The organism is Citrobacter sp. TBCS-15, from assembly GCF_005280815.1.
GTDB lineage: Bacteria > Pseudomonadota > Gammaproteobacteria > Enterobacterales > Enterobacteriaceae > Citrobacter > Citrobacter werkmanii.
In genome coordinates, this window is record NZ_SZWK01000139.1 from 1 (window position 1) to 17619 (window position 17619).

Sequence of the window (17619 nt, forward strand, 5' to 3'; positions counted from 1 at the left end):
ATTATAGGGAGTTATTTCAGGCTGACAAGGGGAAATTTAAAATAATTTTTCGAGTGATTATTTTTTATTCTTTGCGCTTATTTTGGCAACGTTTTGTGGGTTAATTGGGCAATTTCCCGCGCAAAACCCGCGACCTGCTCCCAATCGGTATACACCACTTCTTTATGCGTATCCGTTTCACCGCCAGACATCTTCATTATCAGTTGGATCATCACGCGGTCATACCAGCGATAGCGGGGATACAGCAAAGCGCCGGCAATAACCGCACTGCGATCCGGCCGCCACGGCGAACTCATCAGGAACTTACGCGCATAGCTGTTGGTTTGCGGCGTACGCTTCTCCGGTTTACGGGCAACCAGGTTAACGGAGTAGAACGCACTCGGCATCGCGTTCAGCCGCGTGGCATGCTTTTTCACAAACTCCTGAAAAGCGGCATGGTAATGACCATAGCGAATCGAGGCGCCAATCACCACGCTGTCATAATTTTGCCAGTCAGGCTCCGCGGTACGATGCAAATTAACAACATCCGTCCAAACGCCCAGCTCTTTGAGTTCAGAAGCCAGATACTCGGCGATTTCACGCGTTTGCCCGTCCCGGGAAGAAAAAAGAATCAGTGTTTTCACGTGTTACTCCATTATTCACGCCAGAAAGTAGGGGTAAAGAGTACCAGCAGAGTAAAGACCTCCAGACGACCAAACAGCATATTGGCAATCAGGATCCACTTCGCCACGGGATTCATACTGGCAAAGTTGTCGGCGACAACGCCCAGCCCTGGCCCGAGGTTATTCAGCGTCGCCACCACGGAGGCAAACGCGGAAAAGTCATCAACACCGGTCGCAATAATCGCCAGCATACTGATAATAAAGACCAGTGCATAGGCAGAAAAGAACCCCCATACGGCTTCAAGAATTCGCTCCGGCAGCGCACGGTTACCCAGTTTGATACTGTAAACAGCATTCGGGTGAACCAGACGTTTCAACTCGCGGTTACCTTGCTTAAACAGCAACAGGATACGAATCACCTTCAAGCCACCGCCCGTAGACCCGGCACAGCCGCCGATAAAGGCAGAACACAACAACAGCACTGGCAGGAACAGCGGCCAGCGGGCAATGCTGTCGGTGGTAAATCCGGCGGTCGTCGCCATTGATACCACCTGGAAAAAGGCCTGGTTGATGGTCGTGAGCGCTGAACCGTAGGTATTGTGTATCCACAGTACCAGCGTACAGACAGCCACCAGCGTCAACTGCACGCCGATGAACATGCGAAATTCCGGATCGCGCCAGTAGACCTTCAGACTACGGCCGCTTAATAAAGAGAAGTGCAGGCCATAGTTACAGCCGGAGATCAGCAAGAAGATAGCAATGATGGTGTTGATCGTGGGACTGTCGAAATATCCCACGCTGGCATCGTGCGTGGAAAAGCCGCCAATCGCAATCGTGGCAAAGCTGTGCCCAATGGCGTCAAACGCTGGCATCCCGGCAAACCATAGCGCCAGTGCACATGCCACCGTCAGCAATACATAGATAAGCCACAGGGTTTTCGCCGTTTCGGCAATACGCGGGCGCATTTTATTATCTTTCAGCGGCCCCGGCATTTCTGCCCGGTAGAGCTGCATCCCCCCGACGCCAAGAATAGGCAGAATAGCCACCGCCAGCACGATGATCCCCATCCCGCCGAACCATTGCAGCATCTGCCGATAAAAGAGGATAGCGTGTGGCAATGAATCCAGCCCCACCAGCGTTGTTGCCCCGGTGGTGGTCAATCCGGAAAAGGATTCAAAAAATGCATCGGTAATCGTCAGGTTAGGGCTTTCCGCAAAGATGAACGGCAGCGCACCCACGCTACCCAGCACGGTCCAGAACAAGACGACAATCAGAAAACCTTCGCGAGATTTCAGCTCGCCTTTCTCTTTGCGGTTCGGCCACCACAGCATGGAGCCGATCGCCAGAGCAACGAAGAAAGTTTGGGTAAATGCACGCCCTGCCCCATCGCGATAGATGAGAGCCACCAGTCCGGGGATAATCATTGTTCCCGAGAATAAGATGACCAGTAGTCCAACGATTCGGGTAATGGCGCGAAAATGCATCTCTACCGCTTCCTTAGTTCTTTAAAATGAGGTGGGGATTATTCTTCAATCGCTAACAATTGCAATGAACCACGACTAAAATCCGCCAGTTTTGCCGAAAATTCATCCACTTTGGCATAAGGAAGCGCCACCCTGAGCCGAACAAAAGCCAGGTAATCACTGGCAACGACTTTACCGTCAAACTGACCCAGCAAAGCTTCTATGCCTGCCAGCTGACCGTACTCACACTGCAAAGTATATTCGGTTAATGGCGTCTTGCGCTGTGTCGTTAACTGACGCAACGCCTGATTCACACCGCCACCGTAGGCTTTTACCAGCCCACCCGTACCGAGAAGGATACCGCCGTAGTAGCGCACCACCACCGCGGTAATCTCACCGACACCGCTGCCCATCAACTGCGCGAGCATCGGTTTGCCTGCCGTTCCCGCCGGTTCACCATCGTCTGAAAAGCCCAACTGCTGCGAGTCATTCGGCGCACCCGCCACCCATGCCACACAATGGTGGCGGGCGTCCGGGTATTCCGCTTTGACGGACTCAACGAATGCTTTCGCCGCTTCTACGCCGTCCGTATGAGCGAGCAGCGTAATGAAGCGGCTTTTTTTGATCTCTTCAACGACGCTAACCGGCGCCGCAGGGATTAACCAACTGTCCATTACGCCAGTTTTAAATCCCGCGTCATGTTCTCGATATTGTTCTCGTGGACCACCACGTTGTCTTCAATACGAATACCGCCGAACGGTTTCAGAGCTTCAATTTTCTGCCAGTTGAAGTGTTTACTGAACTGCCCTTCACGCCACGGCGCCAGCAGTGATTCAATAAAGTAGATGCCCGGTTCGATGGTCAGAACCATACCCGGCTGCAGAACACGGGTGCAGCGCAGGTAAGGATACTTCGACGGGGCAGCAAGGTGGGTACCGCTGTCATCCTGCATAAAGCCAGCGACATCATGCACCTGCAGACCCAACGGGTGACCAATACCGTGCGGCATAAACGGTCCAGTAAGATCGTTTTCCACCATCGCCTCTTCACTCATATCAGTGATGATTTGATGCTTACGCAGCAGCTTCGCGATGCGCTGATGGAACTGAATGTGGTAATCCACGTAGCTGGTGCCCGCTTTCATGGTAGCGATAAGCGCCAGCTCTTCGTCGTTAACATCTTTCACCAGATGCGCATAGTCATTGTCGCTTTTCGCCGACCAGGTACGCGTCAGGTCTGCCGCATAGCCGTTATATTCCGCACCAGCGTCCAGCAGGAAGCTACGGATTTCAGACGGGGCCTGATGATCCAGTTTGGTGTAATGAAGAACCGACGCATGCTCATTAAGCGCAACAATGTTGCTGTATGGCACGTCGGTATCGCGGTGACCGGTTGCGGTCAGATATGCCAGGTTGATGTCAAACTCGCTCATCCCGGAACGGAATGCTTCTTCCGCGGCACGGTGTCCATTCACCGCCATTTTCTGCGCTTCGCGCATACAGGCCAGTTCGTAATCCGTTTTAAAGGCGCGGTAATAATGCAGGTAGTCAATCACCCCTTTCGGGTTGATGTTGCTGGCCGCGATGTCCAGTTGCAGCGCACGTTCCGGAACCGGACCGATATAACCGATATTGCTGCGAGCAGCAGGCAGCTGGCTACCGATACCGTCCGCTTTTGGCAGCGCGATGATCTCGATTTCTTCCGTCCAGAATGAGGTCGGCAGCGGCTCAACGTTATGCCAGTAATCGACCGGCAGATAGAACCACAATTTTGGCTTATTCACACCATCCACCAGCAACCAACAGTTAGGAACCTGCGTCACAGGTACCCAGGCTTTGAATTGCGGATTGACCTTAAACGGGTACGGATGGTCGTCAAGAAAGACGTTAACAAGTTCGCCAGAGTGAATAAGTAACGCATCCAGCTTGAAGCGTTCCAGCGCGTCGCGCGCCCGCTCTTGTAAGGTAACAATATGATTTTTATAGAGTGCGGCCAGTGATTCCATTTTCTATCCTTCTGTTTTTGACCTCAAGACTTCGCATCTTAGCACATCGCTTTGTGAGTGCGTGATTTCTGCCGAGCGTGATCGAATCGTCATTTCTTTAATCATTCATTTGCATTTTTTTAACATAAAACACACACTTCGATTCATCTGGTATGACCAGATCACCTTGCGGATTCAGGAGACTGACATGCTTTACAAAGGCGACACCCTGTACCTCGACTGGCTGGAAGATGGCATCGCCGAACTGGTGTTCGATGCCCCTGGTTCGGTCAATAAACTCGACACGGCCACCGTTGCCAGCCTGGGCCATGCGCTTGACGTGCTGGAAAAACAACCGAATTTAAAAGGGTTGCTGCTGCGCTCTAACAAAGCAGCCTTTATTGTCGGTGCCGATATCACCGAATTCCTTTCACTGTTCCTCGTGCCTGAAGAACAGTTGAGCCAGTGGCTGCACTTTGCCAATAGCGTCTTTAATCGTCTGGAAGATCTGCCTGTTCCGACCCTCTCAGCGGTAAATGGCTATGCGCTAGGCGGCGGCTGCGAGTGTGTGCTGGCGACCGATTACCGTCTGGCAACGCCGGACCTGCGCATCGGTCTGCCGGAAACTAAGCTGGGCATTATGCCAGGCTTTGGCGGATCCGTGCGTATGCCACGTATGCTGGGTGCGGACAGCGCGCTGGAAATCATTGCTGCAGGTAAAGATGTTGGTGCTGAGCAGGCGCTGAAAATCGGCCTGGTCGATGGCGTCGTGAAACACGAGAAACTGCTTGATGGCGCAATCGCGATATTACGTCAGGCGATTAACGGCGATCTCGACTGGAGAGCCAAACGCCAGCCGAAACTGGAACCGTTGAAACTCAGCAAAATTGAAGCGGCGATGAGCTTTACTATCGCCAAAGGAATGGTGGCGCAGACGGCCGGGAAGCATTATCCCGCACCAATGACTGCCGTGAAAACGATTGAGGCGGCAGCCCGCTTTGGCCGTGAAGAAGCGCTGAACCTGGAAAACAAAAGTTTTGTTCCACTGGCGCACACCAGTGAAGCTCGCGCATTGGTTGGGATCTTCCTTAATGATCAGTTCGTGAAAGCCAAAGCCAAAAAGCTCACCAAAAATATTGAGACGCCAAAGCAAGCGGCGGTGCTGGGCGCGGGCATTATGGGCGGCGGTATCGCTTACCAGTCGGCCTGGAAAGGCGTGCCGGTTGTCATGAAAGATATCAACGACAAATCATTAACGCTGGGCATGACCGAAGCCGCCAAGCTGCTGAACAAACAGCTTGAGCGCGGCAAAATTGACGGTCTGAAAATGGCGGGAGTGATTTCCACTATTCATCCAAGCCTCGACTATAGCGGTTTCGAGCGTGTGGACGTGGTAGTCGAAGCGGTCGTGGAAAACCCGAAAGTGAAAAAAGCGGTACTGGCGGAAACCGAAGATAAGGTACGCCCGGACACCGTACTGGCTTCGAATACCTCTACCATTCCAATCAACGAACTGGCCAGCGTGCTTAAACGCCCGGAAAATTTCTGTGGTATGCACTTCTTTAACCCGGTGCACCGCATGCCGTTGGTTGAGATCATTCGCGGCGAGAAAAGCTCAGATGAAACCATCGCTAAGGTTGTCGCCTGGGCAAGCCAGATGGGCAAAACGCCAATTGTGGTCAATGACTGCCCTGGCTTCTTCGTCAACCGCGTGCTGTTCCCCTATTTTTCCGGTTTCAGCCAGTTGCTGCGCGACGGAGCGGATTTCCGCAAAGTCGACAAAGTGATGGAAAAACAGTTTGGCTGGCCGATGGGTCCGGCTTATCTGCTGGACGTGGTGGGGATTGATACCGCGCATCACGCACAGGCGGTGATGTCTGCGGGCTTCCCACAGCGTATGCAGAAAGATTATCGCGATGCGATAGACGCCCTGTTTGATGCTAACCGTTTCGGACAGAAAAATGGTCTCGGGTTCTGGCGCTATAAAGAAGATAACAAGGGCAAGCCGAAGAAAGAAGAAGATGCCGCCGTTGATGGTCTGCTGGCAGAGGTCAGCCAGCCGAAACGCGACTTCAGCGATGAAGAGATTATCGCCCGCATGATGATCCCAATGGTCAACGAAGTGGTGCGTTGTCTGGAAGAAGGCATTATCGCCAGCCCGGCAGAAGCCGATATGGCGCTGGTGTATGGCCTGGGCTTCCCTCCGTTCCACGGCGGCGCGTTCCGCTGGCTGGATACGCTCGGCAGCGCGAAGTATCTCGATATGGCTCAGCAGTACCAGCACCTTGGCCCACTGTATGAAGTTCCGGCCGGTCTGCGTGATAAAGCGCGCCATAACGAACCGTATTATCCCCAGGTTGAGCCTGCCCGCCCGGTTGGCAGCCTGAAAACGGCTTAAGGAGTCACAATGGAACAGGTTGTAATTGTTGATGCGATCCGTACCCCGATGGGCCGTTCGAAAGGGGGCGCATTTCGTAACGTGCGGGCAGAAGATCTCTCCGCACATTTAATGCGTAGCCTGCTGGCGCGTAATCCAGCGCTGGAGCCATCCGCACTTGATGATATTTACTGGGGCTGTGTGCAGCAAACGCTGGAGCAGGGCTTCAACATCGCTCGTAACGCGTCACTACTGGCGGAAATCCCGCATTCAGTACCGGCAGTGACCGTTAACCGTCTGTGTGGTTCATCCATGCAGGCGCTGCATGATGCAGCACGGATGATCATGACCGGTGATGCTCAGGCGTGTCTGATTGGCGGCGTAGAACATATGGGCCATGTGCCGATGAGTCACGGCGTTGATTTCCACCCGGGTATGAGCCGCAACGTGGCGAAAGCCGCGGGGATGATGGGCTTGACGGCGGAAATGCTCTCCCGCATGCACGGTATTAGCCGTGAAATGCAGGACGCCTTCGCCGCACGTTCACACGCTCGCGCCTGGGCCGCGACCCAGTCTGGCGCATTTAAAAATGAAATCATCCCGACTGGCGGTCATGATGCAGACGGCGTGCTGAAGCAGTTTAACTACGATGAAGTTATCCGCCCGGAGACCACGGTTGAAGCGCTTTCTACTCTGCGCCCGGCATTCGATCCGGTTAGTGGCACAGTGACGGCCGGTACCTCCTCCGCGCTTTCCGATGGTGCTGCCGCGATGCTGGTCATGAGCGAAAGCCGTGCCCGTGAGCTGGGTCTGACGCCGCGTGCCCGAATTCGTTCAATGGCCGTTGTCGGCTGCGACCCTTCCATCATGGGCTACGGTCCGGTTCCGGCTTCAAAGCTGGCACTGAAAAAAGCGGGACTCTCCACCAGCGACATCGGCTTGTTTGAGATGAATGAAGCTTTTGCCGCCCAGATCCTGCCGTGTATTAAAGATCTGGGGCTGATGGAGCAGATCGACGAGAAGATCAACCTCAACGGCGGGGCGATCGCATTGGGTCACCCGCTGGGCTGTTCCGGTGCGCGTATCAGCACTACCCTGCTCAACCTGATGGAACGCAAAGACGTACAGTTTGGTCTGGCGACGATGTGTATCGGGTTAGGTCAGGGTATCGCGACGGTATTTGAGCGAGTTTAATCAAAGATAAATTCCCCTAAATAATTCGCGCTGCATCGCGGCGGCAACTGAGCGAATCCCCGGGAGCATAGATAACTATGTGACCGGGGTGAGCAAAGGCAGCCAACAAAGAAGCAGTGTGAATTATGACGGGGAAAGGTTTAGTTGCCGTTCTTCCCGCCTGTCAGGGGCGGGTTTTTTATTTCCCTGAACTACCACGTACCACTAACTGCACCGGCAGCAGCAGATTCTCTTCCTGTTTCTCTTCCAGCAGTAAACGCAGCGCTTCCCGACCCAGTTGTTGCTTATCAACCGCGATAGTGCTCAGCGGCGGATGTGACCAGGCTGCGGCATCGATATCATCAAACCCTACCAGCGCAAGATCTTCCGGGATACGTATACCCTGCTGCGCACACACTCTTTGAACAACCATCGCTGCCGCATCGTTATAGGCAAAAATGGCGTCGGGTGGCTCCGGCAACTTGAGCAGCTCATTAACCGCCTCTACCAAAGATTGCTCAGTATCCAGCAACGGCGGCGCGATGGCTTCGTACTCTGGTGGCATCAGCAACCGGGCTTCATACAATGCCTGACGATAGCCCTTCTCACGCTGGCGAATACTGTAGTGAGAAAGTGTACTGGCAAGAAAAGCGATGCGGTTGCGACCTTGTGCAATCAGGTGTTGCGTGGCCAGATAGCCGCCCTGGGTGTTGTCCGGATTGACGCAGGGCAGGCCAGGCGCCCAGAGATCCACCAGCACCAACGGCAGTTTCATCTGTTGCAGCAGCCCAAGCAATTCAGGCTCAAAAAATCCGGCGCAGATCAGCGCATCCGGCTGGTGCAGCAGCACCTGCTCACTCACTGCATCACCCGGACCAATAGACAGAAAGCTCAGCGCAATGCCGTTCTCACGACAAAGATCTTCTATGCCTAACAGCAACTGAGAGTAAAACGGCAATGCGTGGCTGATATTGTGCTGACGATGCAGCAAAAACAGGACACGTTTGATCTTGTCGCTGCGCAGGCGGGAAAAATCATAACCTTGCTGCTGAGCCACAGAAATAATGCGCAACCGGGTATCTTCACGCAGCCCCGGCTGCCCTTTTAACGCACGGGAAACAGCGCCAACTGAGACCCCACACGCTTCGGCAATGTCTCTGATACGTACAGGTTTCGTCATTTCACTCTCATTGATTCTACGCTGGCTTGTTGTGCCCCCAGCCAGGCGGCACCGCGGACGCCGCTACTGTCACCGTGTCGGGCCTGAACGATCGGTGTACGGCACTGTTTACCAAATACGTACTGTGCTACTCGCGCCTGCAAGCCAGAATACAGTAAATCGATATTAGATACCCCGCCCCCCAACACAATGACATCGGGATCGAGCGTATTCACCACGCTTGCCAACGCACGCGCCAGTTGATCGCAATAGCGTTCCCATAACAAACAGGCATCTGCATCACCCGATTCTACCTGTCGCATAATTTGTGGCACACCCGCATGTTGCGCGGTGTGATTCAAATACTGGCGTTCCAGGCCGCTGCCGGAAATAAAGCTCTCGATGCAGTTCAACTGCCCACAATAGCATGTCACTGCGGCCCCATCCCGGGATTCATGATAACGCGGCAAGGCATTATGCCCCCACTCGCCTGCACAGGCGTTAGGACCGGAAATCAGACGGTTATCGATACACACACCGCCGCCACAACCGGTACCGAGGATGACGCCAAAAACGACGCTGTGTCCATACCCGCTGCCGTCCATCGCCTCTGACAGCGTAAAGCAATTAGCATCGTTGGTGACGGGCACATCCATCCCTAACGCTTGCTCAAGATCTTGCGCAAAGGCCTGCTGATTCAGCACCAGAATGTTGGAGTTTTTGATTAACCCTTCGCTATCCACCGCACCGGGCACCCCAACGCCAACCGAGAAAGGCTGATTAACGGCCTGCCTGGCCTTGGCAATCATCTCCGTTACGGCCTGGAAAAAATCGCCATAGCTCTGCTTTGGGGTTGCGCATCGCTCGCGATAAACAATTTCACCCGTATTATCAATCACTACCGCTTCGATTTTAGTCCCGCCAATATCCAGGCCAAGCCTCATGGTTTCCCTCGTTTGCGCCTTGTAATGTGATACTGCATAGCTTGCCCATTTTGTTTACTAAACAAAAAGAGTTCCGTCACAAAAGCTTATTTTTATGATTAATAGATAGCGAGAAATGTTTACTAAAAAACAGTGAGAAAAGAGAGGCGACGAGACCGGGCTTGCACCCTGTTAGTAGAAGTAAAGTGAGTGATGGATGCGCCGGAAAGGCTCCGGCGCACAGCGCTTAAATAAATGCGAACGCGTCACCAAACAGGCGATCTTCACGCGCACTGCGTTCATTGCAGAACAGATCGCGCGCGATTTTAGCCATTTCAAAACGTCCGGCAATGTAGATATCGTGTTCCGCCAGGGTACCGTAATCCTGTAATACTGCCGTTAATACGGTGCCCGTACGGCCACGCCAGCCTTCTTCAGGCTGTTCCACCACTGGCTCAACGCGCAGGTTCGGGTGATTTACTGACAGTGCTTCCAGCTCAGAGAGATCGTAGAGATGCTTCTCTTCGCGCCCGCCCCAGTAAATGGTGATATCGCGGTTTGGATTACGCGCCAGCGCGGTAAGCAGAATGGAACGCGCATAAGAGAATCCCGTCCCGCCGGCAATCAGGATCAGCGGGCGATCGTCCTCATCACGCAGCCAGGCTTCGCCATGCGGAATGTCGACCTTAATTTCCCGGTCTTTCAGAATGCGATCCATTACGGCCATGGCATACAGATTTAGCTCAGAAGCGCCAACGTGCAGTTCAATGAACCCCTGCTCGTCCGGCGTAGATGCCATGGAGAACGGACGCTTATCTCGTTCGTCCATTACGACCATTAAATACTGGCCGGCACGAAAGGAAAACGCCGCGTCTGGCACTAAACGAACGCGATATACGGTGTCAGTGATAGCTTCTACCGAGGTCACTTTACAGCTTAAGGTTGTCATGCGCTCTCTCTGTCGGATCAATAGGCAAAACGATCGCGCCTCAGGCGCTTTTGCCGTCATTAAAGATGGCCAGTTCATCCCAAATTGCGTCAATGCGCGCAGTGACTTCAGGATCTTTTTTTATCGGACGTCCCCATTCGCGCTGGGTTTCGCCCGGCCATTTATTGGTGGCATCCAGCCCCATTTTTGAACCAAGACCGGAAACCGGCGAGGCAAAGTCCAGGTAATCAATGGGTGTATTCTCTACCAGTACAGTATCCCGGGCCGGGTCCATACGAGTCGTAATCGCCCAAATCACATCATTCCAGTCGCGTGCGTTGACGTCATCATCACAGACAATAACAAATTTGGTGTACATAAACTGACGCAAAAACGACCAGACCCCCATCATGACGCGTTTGGCATGACCGGCGTACTGTTTTTTTATCGTCACTACGGCCAGACGATATGAACAACCTTCCGGCGGCAGGTAAAAGTCGACGATTTCCGGAAACTGCTTTTGCAGAATAGGCACGAAGACTTCATTCAGCGCTACGCCAAGCACTGCGGGCTCATCCGGTGGGCGTCCGGTATAAGTAGAGTGATAAATTGCATCTTCGCGCTGGGTAATGTGCGTGACGGTAAAGACCGGGAAGCTATCTACTTCATTGTAATAACCGGTATGATCGCCATACGGTCCTTCCGGGGCCATTTCACCCGGTTCGATATAGCCTTCCAGCACAATTTCAGCACTGGCAGGCACTTCCAGATCGTTGGAAATACATTTGACCACTTCAGTTTTGGTGCCACGCAACAGCCCGGCAAATGCGTATTCAGATAACGTATCCGGGACAGGGGTAACAGCACCCAGAATTGTCGCCGGGTCTGCTCCCAAGGCCACAGAAACCGGGAACCGTTCACCAGGATGCGCCGCGCGCCACTCCTGGTAATCAAGCGCGCCGCCTCGATGGGAAAGCCAGCGCATAATAAGCTTGTTTTTGCCAATCAGTTGCTGACGATAGATACCGAGATTCTGCCGCTCTTTGTGCGGGCCGCGCGTAACGGTCAGCCCCCAGGTAATCAGCGGCGCAGCATCCTCTGGCCAGCAGGTCATAATCGGAATACGGTTTAAGTCGACTTCATCGCCTGAATAGATTTTTTGCTGGCACGGTGCGCCGCGTAACCGCTTAGTCGGCATGTTCAACACCTGCTTAAACTGCGGCAGCTTATCAAACAGATCGCGAAATCCTTTCGGTGGCTCAGGCTCTTTCAAAAACGCCAACAGCTTACCGACTTCCCGTAGCGCCGAGACATCTTCTTGCCCCATCCCCATCGCCACACGCTTCGGTGTGCCAAACAGGTTACACAGCACCGGCATTGAATAGCCTTTAGGATTTTCAAACAGTAACGCAGGCCCACCAGCACGCAGAGTGCGATCGGCAATTTCAGTGATCTCCAGGTGGGGATCCACCTCAAGCGAAATGCGTTTGAGCTCGCCTTGCTGTTCAAGCAGCGTCAGGAAGTCGCGTAAATCGTGATATTTCATGGCGTCCATTGTGGCCTCTTCGTAAGCGCTTCATTATACGGCGTTCATCATTGTGATGCTGTATTTTTGTTAAATTAGCGTGAACTCTGGCGATACATATAAGCCCCAGGAGTATATACCCATTGGGTTTCAGCCTGCTTTGCGGCGGGTATAATTAACTTAACTCATGGCTTTTGCTATGCTGGCGCTCAGAACAAGCGGATAAGAGTTATTATGCAAGCCTGGTATTTACTGTACTGCAAACGTGGGCAACTTCAGCGAGCCCAGGAACACCTGGAAAGACAGGCGGTGAACTGCCTGACGCCTATGATCACCCTGGAAAAAATGGTGCGCGGTAAACGTACCACAGTCAGTGAACCCCTATTCCCTAATTACATGTTTGTCGAGTTCGACCCGGAAGTGATCCACACCACCACCATCAATGCCACGCGTGGTGTCAGCCATTTCGTCCGTTTCGGTGCGACGCCGGCGACCGTTCCTTCTCCCGTCATTCATCAACTTTCTGTCTACAAACCTGAAGGTATTGTTGACCCTGAAACCCCTCATCCGGGGGACAGTGTAATTATTACTGAAGGTGCGTTTGAGGGGTTGAAAGCGATCTTTACCGAACCCGATGGCGAAGCGCGTTCCATGCTGCTGCTTAACCTGTTGAATAAAGAGGTTAAGCAGAGCGTGAAAAATACCGGCTTTCGAAAAATTTAAATAGCCTTAGAAGGTCACTTCAAACAGCGTTCTGACGTTAGCATCAATGGTTGCTGACAACCATTGCGGATCCTCGCCGCGCCAGTGGGCAATACGCTCAAGAATATGTGGGAGGTGCGCAGGTTCATTGCGCCGTGACGCTGGTTTAGGCGTTAAATCCCGGGGAAGTAAGTAAGGCGCATCGGTTTCGATCAGCAATCTCTCAACCGGGATAAAGGGCAGCAGCTCACGCAGTTCCATGCCCCGGCGCTCATCACAGACCCACCCGGTGATACCAATATAAAGCCCGCGGTCTACACAATCCTGCATCTCCTGGCGCGTGCCGGTAAAGCAGTGCAGCACCGCACCGGGCAGGCTATCCAGCCACGGATCCAGCAACGTCAGAAAACGCTCATGGGCATCCCGACAATGCATGAAAACCGGCATCTGCAGTTCAGCAGCAATGCGCAGTTGCGCCTCAAAAGCACGCTCCTGCTCCTGCGGCGTGGAGAAATTGCGATTGAAATCCAGGCCGCACTCACCAATAGCGACCACCTGCGAATGGTTTGCCAGTGCGATAATCTCTGCTTCTGTTGAGGACTGCCATTGGCTGCTGTCATGCGGGTGCACGCCAGCCGTGGACCAGCAATGTGGATAATGCTGCGCCAACGTTAAAGCCTGCTGGCTTTCGTGCAGGTTTGTTCCGGTCAGAAGCATACCGTTTACGCCCGCAGCAAAGGCGCGCGCCACGACCTCATCCCGGTCTTTCGTAAATTGTGAACTGGTTAAATTAACGCCAATATCAAACATGCTTCCTCCCATATGACAACCGCCCTGACGGGCGGTTGCGTTTATTCTTCAGTTTTCTCGGCGGCTTCGGCTTCTTTTGCTTCTTCAGCCTCGTTATCCTCATCTCGCGTACGTCGCTTACCGACATAGAATCGAGAGAAGAACACACCCACCTCGAACAGGCAGTACATCGGTATCGCCAACAGCGTTTGCGAGAAGACATCTGGCGGGGTCAATAGCATCCCGACGACAAATGCGCCGACTACAACGTAAGGACGTTTCTTACGTAAGTCTTCAGGCGTCGTAATGCCCATCCAGCATAGCAGCACAATGGCGACAGGAACCTCAAAAGAGACACCGAAAGCCATAAACAACGCCATTACGAAGCTGAGATAGCTGGCAATGTCTGTCGATACCTGTACGCCTTGCGGAGCCGTGTTGGCAAGGAAACCAAACGCCAGCGGGAAGACGACAAAATAGGCGAATGCCATACCGATGTAGAACAATAACGAACTGGAGACCAGCAGCGGCACAACCAGGCGACGTTCATGTTTGTACAAAGCAGGCGCAATGAATGCCCAGACCTGGTAGAGGATCACTGGCGCTGACAGAATCAGCGACACCATGAAGGTTAACTTTATCGGGGTAAAGAACGGCGAGGCCACATCGGTGGCGATCATCGTTGCGCCCTGCGGCATCTGTTTGATCAACGGCGCCGCAACCATATGGTAAATGTCGTTGGCAAAGTACACCAATGCCAGAAAGATCACGAATACCGCAATAATGCAGTTCAGGAGTCGCTTACGCAGCTCAATAAGATGCGTGATGAGCGGTTGGGTATCTTCTACAGCCATGTTTACGGTTTATCACTCGACGAGGGGGAGGATTCGACAACAGGTGCGGCAGCTTTCTTTTCTGCATCCATCAACGTGGCGGAAGCGTTTTCCGTCGGCTCTGGCTTTTTAGCACCCGTGGATTCCGGTTTTTGCTCCGGCGAACTGGCCTGGTTTTCAGCGGCAGCTGGGGTGACCCCTTCTCGCTGTGCTTCACCGTCTTTCACCACCGGATTATGGATAGTGTGCGCTTCATCGCTGGCTTTCTCAGGATCGTGCACGCTATAAGAACGCTTCATCGACTCCGCCGCTTCACGCAGCTCATCCATTGATGCTTTCAGCTCCGGGGTCAGATTTGTCAGGCTCGCTTTTTCTACTTTCTTCAGGCTGTCCTGGAATTCCTGAAGCTTAAGCTCCTGGGTCAGTTCGTTCTGAACAGTAGTCGCAAGGGAACGCAAAGCGCGAACCCAGCCAGCAACCGTTTTTACCGCTACGGGTAAACGCTGCGGCCCCAAGACAATGAGGCCGATAACGAACACCAATAACAGCTCGCTAAAACCGATATCAAACACGGATTATACCTGCTCTTTATCTTGGCTTTTGGCGTCTTCCTTTTTCACTTCGCCCTGCTTATCGGTGATGGATTTAGCAGTAAAATCAGCATCCTGGCTGGTTTTATCTTGCTTAGGTTCATCATCACCCATCGCTTTTTTGAAGCCTTTAATAGACGCGCCAAGATCGGAACCGATGGAGCCGAGTTTCTTGGTGCCAAATAGCAGTACAACGATGACGGCAATGATCAACAACTGCCAAATACTGATACCACCCATACATGTTCCTCTGTCATAGATGATGAATTAATAAGGCCGTAGTATACGTTACACGGCCTGCCTTGGGCGATGAAAAATTCAGCGCATTTTGCGCCAGCCGATTAGCCAGGCTATGACGCCTCCCGCCATTAACCAGCCTGGCATAAGCCCCCACTCAGGACGGCTTACCAGCAGGAATGTTCCACTTAGCAACAATGTTGCGCCAATGCCCAATAAATAACGGGATTGTCCCTGACGCACATGATTAGCGTGAAGCTCGCGGGCAATCTTATCAACACTGTGCTGTAAATATTTGCCCTGGCGCAAACTGTCATACACCAGTTCAGGTATTTCTGGCATTTTTTCGACCCAGAACGGAGCTTTTTCTTTAAATGCCCTGACGAGCGCCGGAATACCGACCTGATCTTTAATCCAGGATTCGAGAAACGGCTTAGCCGTTTTCCACAAATCTAACTGTGGGTAGAGCTGTCGTCCGACACCTTCAACATACAGCAGCGTCTTCTGGAGCAAAACCAGCTGGGGCTGGACTTCCATGTTGAATCGACGCGCGGTGTTAAACAGATTCAACAGCACGTGACCAAAGGAAATCTCCGCCAGCGGTTTTTCGAATATCGGTTCGCACACGGTACGAATGGCGAATTCAAACTCTTCAACGTTGGTATCGGGCGGAACCCAACCTGAATCCACGTGCAATTCGGCAACTTTGCGGTAGTCTCGGTTAAAGAACGCGATGAAGTTTTCAGCCAGATAGCGCTTATCTTCTTTATTTAAAGAACCCACAATCCCGCAATCAATACCAATGTACTTCGGGTTTTCAGGGTGCTCATAACTGACGAAAATATTCCCAGGATGCATGTCCGCATGAAAAAAACTATCGCGAAAGACCTGAGTAAAGAAGACCTGCACACCGCGTTCAGCCAACAACTTCATGTTGGTGCCATTCTTCTCAAGCGTTGCGACATCCGATACGGGGATACCATATATGCGCTCCATCACCATCATGTTCTGACTGCAATAGTCGGAATACACTTCCGGGATGTACAGCATCGGGCTATCTTCAAAATTACGTCGCAGCTGAATTGCGTTCGCCGATTCGCGCAGCAGGTTCAGCTCATCAATCAACGTTTTTTCATACTCGCGGACCACTTCTGTTGGTCGCAGGCGACGGCCATCCGGCAGCAGGCGAGGAACCCAGCGCGCAAGGCGGTAGATCAGTTTTAAATCCGCTTTAATCACCGGAAGTATGTCCGGGCGGATAACTTTGATCACCACCTCTTTACCATTGGATTTCAATCGCGCGGTATGGACCTGGGCAATAGACGCAGATGCCAGCGGCGTGATCTCAAAATCATCAAACCACTCCTCGACGGACAGCCCGCCCATGGCTTCTTCGATTTGTTCTTTCGCTCGCTGCCCATCGAATGGGGCAACGCGATCCTGCAATAGCGCAAGCTGATCGGCGATGTGCGGTGGGAAAAGGTCACGGCGAGTGGAGAGCATTTGCCCAAATTTAATCCACACCGGGCCGAGTTCCTGTAAAGCCAGTCTCAGCCTTTCTCCCAGCGGTTTGTCTTTATGCTGATTGGGCATCCAGAACAACGAGTAACGCCACAACCGAAGCGGCAGCGTAATACGCATTTTGGGGATGAGTTCATCAAGACCGTAGCTTAAAAAAGTGCGAATGATGAAATAAAGGCGCCGTACTTCACCTGGCGTCATTTGGCCTCCAGTTTTTCCAGCCGTTTGGCCAGAGATTCGACCGCGCGTTCAATGGCTGCCGTTTCTTCTGCAAACCATGCAACCTCAAGCGGACCGGGAGCCATACGCCACTCTTCGGTGATCGCTTCGGCTACATAGCGCTGCTGGCGCTGAATGTTATGGCGCAAGAACTTCGCGCCACCACGCAAGACTTTGCTGACCCCCTCCGCGACGATATCGCCGGTATAGGGCGCTAACAATTCTGCGGGATCAAACTCAGCCAGATCGGCCAGAGCAACAAAATTCTGCACCACCTGGATATCACCCTGAACTTCCAGCTCACCGCTGCGAATAAGCGTGGTAAGTTGCTGGCGGTCGCGTAATTTCGGCAACACGCTGGCATGTGTGATTACTGTGCAATCGGCTTCGCCTTCCCATGCCCCCAGCACATCGACCTGGCGTTCACTAAACACCAGGACTAAAGGTGTTGAAAATCCTTTAAGATCAACACGCAGCACCTTGCTCTGTAAACGTGTTCTGGCTGACTTCAGCGCAGGAGAACGATACAGAAAGGTATTGAGCAGATTTTCAACGCCTGCGGTCACTAAGGGTTTTAAAGGCATCCCCAATCTC

General features: G+C 52.9%; 17 protein-coding genes. 3 read left to right on the top strand and 14 right to left on the bottom strand.

Translation table 11 applies throughout. From position 1 onward, the window contains the following. Positions 1-77: 77 nt before the first annotated feature. Genes hemG through pepQ form a run of 4 tightly spaced genes read right to left on the bottom strand, consistent with a single transcriptional unit; the run spans position 78 to position 4070 of the window. On the bottom strand, positions 78-623 hold the full coding sequence (gene hemG / locus FDW96_RS11930) for a menaquinone-dependent protoporphyrinogen IX dehydrogenase (RefSeq protein WP_038634428.1): 546 nt from the start codon (positions 621-623) through the stop codon (positions 78-80). Positions 624-634: 11 nt separating this feature from the next. Continuing rightward, positions 635-2086 carry a Trk system potassium transporter TrkH gene (gene trkH / locus FDW96_RS11935; protein ID WP_003017848.1) on the bottom strand — a complete coding sequence of 484 codons (1452 nt, stop codon included), beginning with the start codon at positions 2084-2086 and terminating at the stop codon, positions 635-637. A gap of 38 nt (positions 2087-2124) precedes the next feature. After that, complete coding sequence (locus tag FDW96_RS11940; RefSeq protein WP_137365746.1) at positions 2125-2739, bottom strand: IMPACT family protein; 615 nt, start codon at positions 2737-2739, stop codon at positions 2125-2127. Continuing rightward, complete coding sequence (pepQ, locus tag FDW96_RS11945; RefSeq protein WP_042313952.1) at positions 2739-4070, bottom strand: Xaa-Pro dipeptidase; 1332 nt, start codon at positions 4068-4070, stop codon at positions 2739-2741. The genes FDW96_RS11940 and pepQ overlap by 1 nt, the downstream gene beginning before the upstream one ends. 187 nt (positions 4071-4257) lie before the next feature. On the opposite strand from pepQ, the gene fadB reads away from it, so the two are divergent. Next, positions 4258-6447, top strand: coding sequence for a fatty acid oxidation complex subunit alpha FadB (gene fadB, locus FDW96_RS11950; protein WP_137365747.1), 2190 nt, complete (start codon positions 4258-4260; stop codon positions 6445-6447). 9 nt (positions 6448-6456) lie between these two features. Next, complete coding sequence (gene fadA / locus FDW96_RS11955; protein ID WP_038634440.1) at positions 6457-7620, top strand: acetyl-CoA C-acyltransferase FadA; 1164 nt, start codon at positions 6457-6459, stop codon at positions 7618-7620. Positions 7621-7798: 178 nt separating this feature from the next. Here fadA and FDW96_RS11960 read toward each other — a convergent pair whose 3' ends face one another. The 4 genes from FDW96_RS11960 to ubiD all read right to left on the bottom strand — a co-directional run bounded on the left by FDW96_RS11960 (position 7799) and on the right by ubiD (position 12164). After that, positions 7799-8779, bottom strand: coding sequence for a LacI family DNA-binding transcriptional regulator (locus FDW96_RS11960; RefSeq protein ID WP_042313957.1), 981 nt, complete (start codon positions 8777-8779; stop codon positions 7799-7801). Beyond that, positions 8776-9702: an ROK family protein gene (locus FDW96_RS11965; RefSeq protein ID WP_137365748.1), complete on the bottom strand. Its 927-nt coding sequence runs from the start codon at positions 9700-9702 to the stop codon at positions 8776-8778. Before FDW96_RS11965 ends, FDW96_RS11960 begins: the two co-directional genes overlap by 4 nt. A gap of 226 nt (positions 9703-9928) precedes the next feature. After that, positions 9929-10630: an NAD(P)H-flavin reductase gene (fre, locus tag FDW96_RS11970; protein ID WP_042313965.1), complete on the bottom strand. Its 702-nt coding sequence runs from the start codon at positions 10628-10630 to the stop codon at positions 9929-9931. Positions 10631-10670: 40 nt separating this feature from the next. Next, positions 10671-12164, bottom strand: a complete 1494-nt coding sequence (ubiD, locus tag FDW96_RS11975; RefSeq protein WP_042313967.1) for a 4-hydroxy-3-polyprenylbenzoate decarboxylase — start codon at positions 12162-12164, stop codon at positions 10671-10673. 204 nt (positions 12165-12368) lie between these two features. On the opposite strand from ubiD, the gene rfaH reads away from it, so the two are divergent. Continuing rightward, positions 12369-12857 carry a transcription/translation regulatory transformer protein RfaH gene (rfaH, locus tag FDW96_RS11980; RefSeq protein ID WP_042313969.1) on the top strand — a complete coding sequence of 163 codons (489 nt, stop codon included), beginning with the start codon at positions 12369-12371 and terminating at the stop codon, positions 12855-12857. Between the two features lie 6 nt (positions 12858-12863). Here the strand turns inward: rfaH and tatD are convergent, their stop codons facing one another. The 6 genes from tatD to ubiJ form a co-directional block, all read right to left on the bottom strand. After that, positions 12864-13646, bottom strand: a complete 783-nt coding sequence (gene tatD / locus FDW96_RS11985) for a 3'-5' ssDNA/RNA exonuclease TatD (RefSeq protein WP_137365749.1) — start codon at positions 13644-13646, stop codon at positions 12864-12866. A gap of 41 nt (positions 13647-13687) precedes the next feature. Then, on the bottom strand, positions 13688-14479 hold the full coding sequence (gene tatC / locus FDW96_RS11990) for a Sec-independent protein translocase subunit TatC (protein WP_042313973.1): 792 nt from the start codon (positions 14477-14479) through the stop codon (positions 13688-13690). A gap of 2 nt (positions 14480-14481) precedes the next feature. Then, complete coding sequence (gene tatB / locus FDW96_RS11995; RefSeq protein WP_042313975.1) at positions 14482-15030, bottom strand: Sec-independent protein translocase protein TatB; 549 nt, start codon at positions 15028-15030, stop codon at positions 14482-14484. Between the two features lie 3 nt (positions 15031-15033). Continuing rightward, positions 15034-15288, bottom strand: a complete 255-nt coding sequence (gene tatA / locus FDW96_RS12000; protein WP_003017888.1) for a Sec-independent protein translocase subunit TatA — start codon at positions 15286-15288, stop codon at positions 15034-15036. Positions 15289-15366: 78 nt separating this feature from the next. After that, positions 15367-17007, bottom strand: a complete 1641-nt coding sequence (ubiB, locus tag FDW96_RS12005) for a ubiquinone biosynthesis regulatory protein kinase UbiB (protein ID WP_042313978.1) — start codon at positions 17005-17007, stop codon at positions 15367-15369. Continuing rightward, a complete protein-coding gene (ubiJ, locus tag FDW96_RS12010) occupies positions 17004-17609 on the bottom strand; it encodes a ubiquinone biosynthesis protein UbiJ (RefSeq protein WP_061381040.1) in 606 nt (201 codons plus the stop codon). Before ubiJ ends, ubiB begins: the two co-directional genes overlap by 4 nt. Positions 17610-17619 lie beyond the last annotated feature (10 nt).